Genomic DNA, 8,118 nt, shown 5'->3' with positions numbered 1-8,118 from the left:
TGCGTGATCTGATCCTGAGATTGAGCAAAAGTTCGATTTATTCAACAAAGCCCTTGTCTTCCTCAAAGAACGGAAAATCTGATAGCTTTTCGCATCAAGAATTACCACATTAATGGTTGTTAATATAATGTAGACTGCGGTTAATACGTGAAGGTGCTATCCATCTGAGGCTGGATAGTCTATAGATATTGGTCATCAAACATTAGCGGTACTGTGTAACTGCGCTTTCAATTGGTCATATTCCTGAACAACGTAATTCTCAGCCCATTGCTGATCGCTGATCTGTTCAAGCTTAACAGCACAGTGCTTGTACTCGGGTGTCCCCGCAATGGGATCCAAATGATCCAGCGTCAGCTCATTGCAGGCACCAACCCACCACTGGTAGGTCATGTATACTGCCCCACGGTTGATTCTGCTACTGAGCTGTGCACGGCTGATAATTCTACCACGACGCGAACTGATCCATACCAGTTGCCCCTCTTCAATTCCCAAAGCTAAAGCATCATCATTATTTATTTGTACACGTCCCGGCTCATCAGCTAATGTCTGTAATGCACTACAGTTACCGGTCATAGATCGACAGCTATAATGCCCGACTTCACGTACGGTACAGAGCCTCATAGGATAATGTTCGTCCGTCTGCTCCTGCGGTGGTCGCCAGTCACAGGCAAACAACAAGCCTTTCCCGCCTGGACGGGAAAAAACACTATCTTTATAGAGATAGGGAGTACCCAGATGAGATTCATCGGGACAAGGCCACTGGACATATCCTAATCCCGCCATCTTGTCATAAGTCACCCCTTTATAGAGCGGGCACAGGCCACGCAGTTCATCCCAAATTTCCTGCGTGTTGTTATAGTGCATGGGGTAGCCCATTGATGCCGAAATACGGCTGATAATCTGCCAATCAGGCAAAACATCCCCTTGTGGCTCAACGGCTTTTGCAAAGCGCTGAAAACCGCGATCTGCGCTGGTATACACACCTTCATGCTCCCCCCAGGACGTAGCCGGTAGGATAACATCTGCCATCGCAGCCGTTTTGGTCATGAAGATATCCTGAACAATTATCAGTTCTAGCTTTTCAAACGCCTGCCGTATCAGGGACAGATCCGGTTCCGTCTGTAACGGATCCTCACCCATAATGTAGAATGCTTTCAATTTGCCTTCCAGCACACGATGGGGTACTTCGGTAATGGCATAGCCTGGTTTACCGGACAGTTTTTTAACTCCCCATGCCTGGGCAAACTTGTTCCGTGTTAAACGATCAGTGACGGATTGATAGCCAGGAAAAACGTTAGGCAATGCTCCCATATCGCAGGCGCCCTGGACATTATTCTGCCCGCGCACCGGTCCAACCCCAACAGCGGGGCGACCCAAATTTCCCGTCAGCAAAGCCAGACCAGAAAGGCCTTTAACAACGTCCACGCCTTGTCCCCACTGGGTAACCCCCATCCCCCACAGAATGGTCGCGTTCCCCGCGTCGGCAAACAGTCGCATGGCATCGCGAACCAACTGGGGCCTGAGGCCGGTTATGACTTCAACAGATTCAGGGGTATATTTGCTGACAACCTGCCGGTATTCTTCGAACCCCTCCGTATGTCGCGCCACATATTGCTGGTCATAAAGTCCTTCTTCAATCAATACGTTGGCAAAGGCGTTTACCAGCGCCATATTGCTGCCATTCTTCAATGGGAGCCACAGATCAGCCTGTCGTGCGCTTTCTATAAAGCGAGGGTCACAGACGATTATTTTAGCCCCGTTCTCACGGGCTTTCAGGATCCGACGCGCGACGATAGGATGAGAGTCTGCGGCGTTGTAGCCAAAAATAAGAAGGCAATCGCTATGTTCAATATCGCCTATCGAATTACTCATCGCACCATTGCCCAGAGTAACCTGCAGTCCTGCAACAGATGGTCCATGGCACACGCGCGCGCAGCAGTCGATATTGTTGCTGCCAAGAACCGCGCGAACAAATTTTTGCATCACATAGTTAGTCTCATTACCCGGACCACGGGAAGAGCCCGTGACCATTATCGATTCGGAGCCGTGCTGCTCTTTAATCTCGCCAAGACGGGTGCTAACAAACTGAATAACGTCTTCCCATTTCACAGCCTTAAAAGGGCCGCTACGCTGGAGCCTTATCATCGGTTGGGTAAGACGGGGCGTTAACAGACGGGTGTCATTGAGAAAGTCCCAGCCATAATGCCCTTTCAGGCACAGTTTTCCTTGGTTGGTCACGCCGTTGGCTCCCTCGGCGCCGATGACCTTCCCGTGTTCCACCAACAAATTCAGTTTGCATCCTGAACCACAGTAGGGACAAACAGTCAGTACTTTTTCCATATTAAGGCTCCTGTAGCCAGCATGGATTAAAATAAATGAATATCTGCGTTATTACAGGCGGTATCCTGCTGTTTTTGGATTATTTGCTGGCTGATAGCATCCATACTGATCAGCTTGAGTGCATGAGTTGGACAGACCTCCACACATGCTGGACCATTGGCTCGACGAATACAGAGATCGCATTTATGCGCCTCGCTGTAATAGGTATTTTCCAGGGTCTTTCCGCTAGTCTGTGGGATAACCATCACTTCGATAGCACCAAAAGGGCAGGCGACAGAACAACTTTTACAACCGATGCACAATGCCTGATTGACCTGTACGCCATTGCCGCTGTTCACAACGGCGTGGGTAGGGCATGCGCTGGCACAGGGCGCATTTTCACACTGACGACAGATAACCGGTACAGTGACCTGAGAAGTTTTGATCACGTTCAACCGCGGGAAAAAATGCTGTGCACATAGCGTTCTGGTATTCTCTGCGTTATGCGCAATCGCGCAGGCAATTTCGCAGGTACGGCAACCAATACAGCGGTCAGCATCAGCAAGTATGAATGGATTCATCGCCCCCTCCGTTTCTGCTCTGAACAAACTGCTGGTTCTGCACACTGATGCCCAACGAGTCGATAATACCCAGAGCGGCTTTACGCCCATCAGCCATTGCCGTTACAACTAAGTCCGCACCGCGTACAACATCACCTCCGGCAAAAATTTTTGAATGGCTGGTTTGATACGGATAGCGGCTTCTGGCTGAAGCTTTAATTAACCCCCAGTCGTTGAGTTGAATATCCGCCTCATCAAGCCATGGCATAGCATGCGCACTAAAACCAAAAGCCATAATGACTGCATCCGCTTCCAGCAAAAATTCTGACCCAGGAACAGGGCGGGGTCTGCGGCGGCCACTGCCGTCGGGTTCCCCCAGCACGGTACGGATCAGGCTGATCCCGGTAACATATCCCTGAGGGTTAAGCTGGATATGCTGTGGCTGAACGTTAAACATAAAATCTGCGCCTTCTTCCCGAGAATTTTTCACTTCCTTTTTAGAGCCCGGCATGTTTTCCTCATCGCGCCGATAGGCGCAGGTGACTTTGGCTGCCCCCTGGCGTAATGAAGTGCGCAGACAGTCCATTGCGGTATCCCCACCGCCAAGCACCACTACGCGCTTACCTTTCATATTGATGTATGGTTCGTCTGGCAGTTCTGGCAGTCCCATCTCATGTTTGGTATTGGCAATAAGGAAAGGCAGGGCATCAAAAACACCGGGCGCATCTTCATTCTTCAGACCGGCTTTCATGGATGTGTAAGTACCGACACCGATAAAAATGGCATCAAATTCATCAAGCAGCTGATGTAGTGCGATATCCTTACCTACTTCGGTATTCAGGCGAAATTCAATGCCCATCAGGGTAAACAGTCTGCGACGCGTAATGAGAACATCTTTATCCAGTTTAAAAGCAGGAATACCAAAGGTCAGCAGTCCACCGATTTCAGGATGGCGATCGAATACCACAGTCTGGACGCCATGGCGTGCCAGAATATCTGCGCAACCTAATCCCGCAGGACCGGCACCGATCACCGCCACCCGTTTTCCGCTGGAAATCACATGGGATAGATCCGGCACCCAGCCCATTTCAATCGCCGTATCCGTAATATAGCGTTCGATATTACCTACAGTGACCGAACCATATTTACCGTTCAGTGTACAGGAACCTTCGCACAATCGGTCCTGTGGACAAACGCGTCCACACACTTCAGGCAACGAACTGGTGCGATGGGAAAGCTCTACCGCCTCCAGGATCCGTCCTGTTTTCGCCAATCGCAATAACTCTGGAATATTGTTATGTAGCGGACAGGTCCATTCACAGACGGCATGCTTGCTACAGGACAGGCAGCGATCGGCCTGCATCGTCATCTGCTCGGTTGAAACTGGTCGATAGGTTTCCATAAAGGTGGTTTTGCGTAATTCAAGCGCCGTTTTCTCAGCGTCAACACGCGGCCGTCGAGGGAGCGTCTCCAGTAAGGACGTGACGCGGTTTACCGCACTCGGGGATGGCGCAACCGGTTCAGTCCCCCGTGATGCAGTAGTACGCCGCTTGTCATCGATGCTTGTGGTGAGCGTCTTTGAATTGAACAGATGCAGCGCCTGAGTTGGACAAGCGTTGACGCAGGCCTGACCCTCGTCATGGCCTGAACAGAGATCGCATTTACTGGCAAAAACTCGCGTAAATGCGTTATACGGCACACTTTCGCTAACGATGTCCATGGCACCGAACGGACAGGCTAGAGCACAGCTCTTGCATCCTATGCAACGTTCTTTGATCAATTGAATACTGTCATCTCGCCTGATCAGAGCATGAGTCGGGCACACCCTCGCACAAGGCGCATCTTCACACTGACGACAGAGCACTGCTGTGGTATGCTCTATTCCTTTGACAACTTTTATTCTTGGATGAAAATCTTCTGCTTTGTCCGGATAACTACTCATATTATGGGACATAACACAGGCGACCTCACATGCACGACATCCAATACAATCACGGGCATTGGCGATAATAAACCGGTTCATAATGTTTTCCTGTGGTTTATACGCTTATCTTCCAATTTGACACCAATCAGCCTCTACCTTTCGTCATTAATCTTAACAGCATAATCAATAACGCTTGTTGACAATTCTGTCAGGCGATCAGGTATAAAGGAAATAAATGTCAAAATTAATAGATTATTATCATGAATAAAAATTAAGATAACCGTGCTGATATTCAAGAACATCGCATTAAAGACCAGCACGAATTTTATTATTTTTAGATAAAAACCGTCTTATAATAATTTCAGAATACTATCAACGCTTTCTTTGGCATCACCAAATAGAAGCTGGGTATTCTCTTTAAAGAACAGCGGATTTTGCACGCCAGCATAGCCGGTATTCATTGACCGTTTAAATACGATAACATTTTGCGATTTCCACACTTCCAGCACTGGCATTCCGGCGATAGGACTATGAGGATCATCTTGCGCAGCAGGGTTTACCGTATCGTTTGCGCCAATAACTAACACAACATCCGTACCCTCAAAATCATCATTGATTTCATCCATTTCCAGTACAATATCATAAGGAACTTTTGCTTCAGCCAATAATACATTCATATGTCCAGGCAGTCTTCCCGCAACAGGGTGTATACCAAAACGCACCTTTATTCCCCGTTTTTTCAACGTTTCCGTGATTTCCGCTACCGGATACTGCGCTTGAGCCACTGCCATGCCATAACCTGGCGTAATAATGACGGAACTGGCATTTTTCAGTAATTCAGCGGTGTCTTCTGCAGTGACTTCATGATATTCACCCAGAGTTTCTTCTTTATTGACCGGACCACCGTTGGTGCCAAATCCTCCAGCGATCACGCTAATAAACGAACGATTCATCGCCTTACACATAATATAAGACAGAATAGCACCTGACGATCCCACCAGTGCACCGGTAATAATCAACAGATCGTTACTTAACATGAAACCCGCCGCCGCCGCCGCCCAACCGGAATAAGAGTTCAGCATTGAAACAACCACCGGCATATCGGCACCGCCAATAGATGCAACGAGATGCCAGCCAAATGCTAACGCAATGATCGTCATCAGTGCCAGAGCAATAACCTGCTGCATGGCATTTTCTGTCTGGACGAAAACGACCAGTAGAACAAATGTGATCACCAGCGCGAGCAGGTTTAACTTATGCCGGTGCGGTAACATTAGCGGTCTTGATGACATTTTACCGTGTAGTTTAGCGAATGCGACAACAGACCCGGTAAAGGTTACTGCGCCAATAAATATACCGAGAAAGACTTCCGTTAAATGAATATTATTCAGAACGGGAGTGATTTCATCCGGCGAATGATGCAAATAACTATTAAAACCAACTAATACAGCCGCAAGTCCAACAAAACTATGTAACACAGCCACCAGTTCCGGCATTTCCGTCATCTCGACTTTAATTGCCAGATAGATCCCGATGGCCCCCCCGAACACCATTGCGCCAATAATCCAACTTATCTGCCCAGAATATGGCCCCAAAATTGTCGCAATAAGTGCAAGGGCCATCCCCACGATACCAAATAGATTGCCCTGTTTGGATGTCTCATGTTTAGATAAACCGGCCAAACTAAAAATAAATAGCAACGCGGCAGCAATATAGGCTGCAATAACTACGCCTGCAGACATAGGTTATTCCTCAGTTTTTTCTAAACATTTTCAGCATTCGCTGAGTGACGGTAAAACCACCGAAGATATTGATGCTGGCAATAAGAATAGCGATCGTACTTAATATACTTATCCAACCTCCATCGTAAATTTGCAGCAGCGCGCCAACAACGATAATCCCAGAAATAGCATTGGTGACCGACATTAACGGTGTATGCAACGCATGGCTGACATTCCAAACGACGTAGTACCCTACAACACAGGCAAGCGAAAAAACCGTAAAATGTCCGAGAAACTCTTTTGGCGCCACATCAGCCAGCAACCCGAATAACAAAACGGCCAGTAGCATAAAGACATATTTACGCCACGGTGCGACAACAGGGACCACTTTTTTGTCAGCCACAGTGGTTGATTTCTCTGCCACAGGCTGAGATTGTGCAGAAACTTTAATCGGTGGAGCAGGCCAGGTAATTTCACCGTCACGAACAACAGTAACTCCTCGCACGACGACATCATCAAAATCAATCGTGATAGCGCCATTTTTTTCTTTGCACAACAGTTTCAGCAAATTGACGATATTAGTTGCATACAACTGAGATGACTGCGTCGGCAGGCGCCCAGGCAAATCGGTATAGCCGATAATTTTTACGCCATGCGGTGTTGCAATGATTTCATTCGCCACTGTGTATTCACAGTTACCGCCGTTCTGAGCGGCCAGATCAACAATAACACTGCCGGGTTTCATACTGTCGACCATATCTCTGGTGATCAATTTAGGTGCCGGTTTTCCCGGAATGAGTGCAGTGGTAATGATAATATCCACATCCTTCGCCTGCTCCGCGAACAGCGCCATTTCCGCCTTAATGAAGGCCTCGGACATCACTTTTGCATAGCCATCGCCTCTGCCGCTTTCTTCCTGAACATCAAGTTCCAGAAATTCGGCGCCCATGCTTTGCACCTGTTCTTTCACTTCTGGCCGGGTATCAAACGCACGTACGATTGCCCCAAGGCTATTCGCCGCGCCGATAGCGGCCAGCCCGGCCACGCCTGCACCAATGACCATCACCTTGGCTGGCGGTATTTTTCCCGCAGCCGTTATTTGCCCGGTGAAAAAACGGCCGAATTGGTGCGCGGCTTCAACCACCGCACGATAACCAGCAATATTAGCCATTGAACTCAACGCATCCAACGATTGCGCACGAGAAATCCTCGGAACTGTATCCATAGCCATGACAGTAATATCGCGTTCAGCGAGCTTCTCTATCAGTTCAGGGTGCTGCATCGGCCAAATAAAGCTGATCAATAATGTCTGTGGTCTTAATAGAATGATTTCATCATGCGACGGCGCATTCACTTTAAAAATAATATCAGATAGCCAAACTTCATCAGTGTCAACGATACTTGCGCCGACAGAAATAAATGCCTGATCATCAAAACTGGAACGTTTTCCCGCATCGTATTCAACCGCGACATCAAACCCCATTTTTAATAACTGCTCTACGGTTTTTGGCGTAGCGGCGATACGGTTTTCATTCATTAATCGTTCTTTAGGTATACCGATTCGCATAGCTTTTCCTTCTACTTATATGCAGAA

Annotated in this window: 5 protein-coding genes; all 5 read right to left on the bottom strand. The window is 48.1% G+C overall.

Annotated elements, in window-relative coordinates; translation table 11 throughout:
- Window positions 1-195: 195 nt before the first annotated feature.
- Window positions 196-2,340 carry a formate dehydrogenase subunit alpha gene (gene fdhF, locus ACKQAD_RS13120; protein WP_409160565.1) on the bottom strand — a complete coding sequence of 715 codons (2,145 nt, stop codon included), beginning with the start codon at window positions 2,338-2,340 and terminating at the stop codon, window positions 196-198.
- A 26-nt stretch (window positions 2,341-2,366) separates the two neighbouring features.
- Entirely contained in the window at window positions 2,367-2,900 is a 534-nt protein-coding gene (locus ACKQAD_RS13115) for a 4Fe-4S binding protein (protein WP_409160564.1), read from the bottom strand.
- Window positions 2,878-4,902, bottom strand: coding sequence for a formate-dependent uric acid utilization protein AegA (aegA, locus tag ACKQAD_RS13110; protein ID WP_409160563.1), 2,025 nt, complete (start codon window positions 4,900-4,902; stop codon window positions 2,878-2,880). Before aegA ends, ACKQAD_RS13115 begins: the two co-directional genes overlap by 23 nt.
- Before the next feature lie 251 nt (window positions 4,903-5,153).
- Window positions 5,154-6,545, bottom strand: a complete 1,392-nt coding sequence (gene pntB, locus ACKQAD_RS13105) for a Re/Si-specific NAD(P)(+) transhydrogenase subunit beta (RefSeq protein WP_409160562.1) — start codon at window positions 6,543-6,545, stop codon at window positions 5,154-5,156.
- 10 nt (window positions 6,546-6,555) lie between these two features.
- On the bottom strand, window positions 6,556-8,091 hold the full coding sequence (gene pntA / locus ACKQAD_RS13100; protein ID WP_409160561.1) for a Re/Si-specific NAD(P)(+) transhydrogenase subunit alpha: 1,536 nt from the start codon (window positions 8,089-8,091) through the stop codon (window positions 6,556-6,558).
- Window positions 8,092-8,118: the final 27 nt, after the last annotated feature.

Origin of the sequence: Pectobacterium artocarpous (genome assembly GCF_046159765.1) — a bacterium.
Taxonomy (GTDB): domain Bacteria; phylum Pseudomonadota; class Gammaproteobacteria; order Enterobacterales; family Enterobacteriaceae; genus Pectobacterium.
This window is presented reverse-complemented; position numbering and strand designations above follow the sequence as displayed.

Bases quoted from the DNA above. Each gene is read 5' to 3' on its own strand.
- pntB (WP_409160562.1), bottom strand. From the start codon at position 6,545: ATGTCTGCAGGCGTAGTTATTGCAGCCTATATTGCTGCCGCGTTGCTA.
- aegA (WP_409160563.1), bottom strand. From the start codon at position 4,902: ATGAACCGGTTTATTATCGCCAATGCCCGTGATTGTATTGGATGTCGT.
- pntA (WP_409160561.1), bottom strand. From the start codon at position 8,091: ATGCGAATCGGTATACCTAAAGAACGATTAATGAATGAAAACCGTATC.
- ACKQAD_RS13115 (WP_409160564.1), bottom strand. From the start codon at position 2,900: ATGAATCCATTCATACTTGCTGATGCTGACCGCTGTATTGGTTGCCGT.
- fdhF (WP_409160565.1), bottom strand. From the start codon at position 2,340: ATGGAAAAAGTACTGACTGTTTGTCCCTACTGTGGTTCAGGATGCAAA.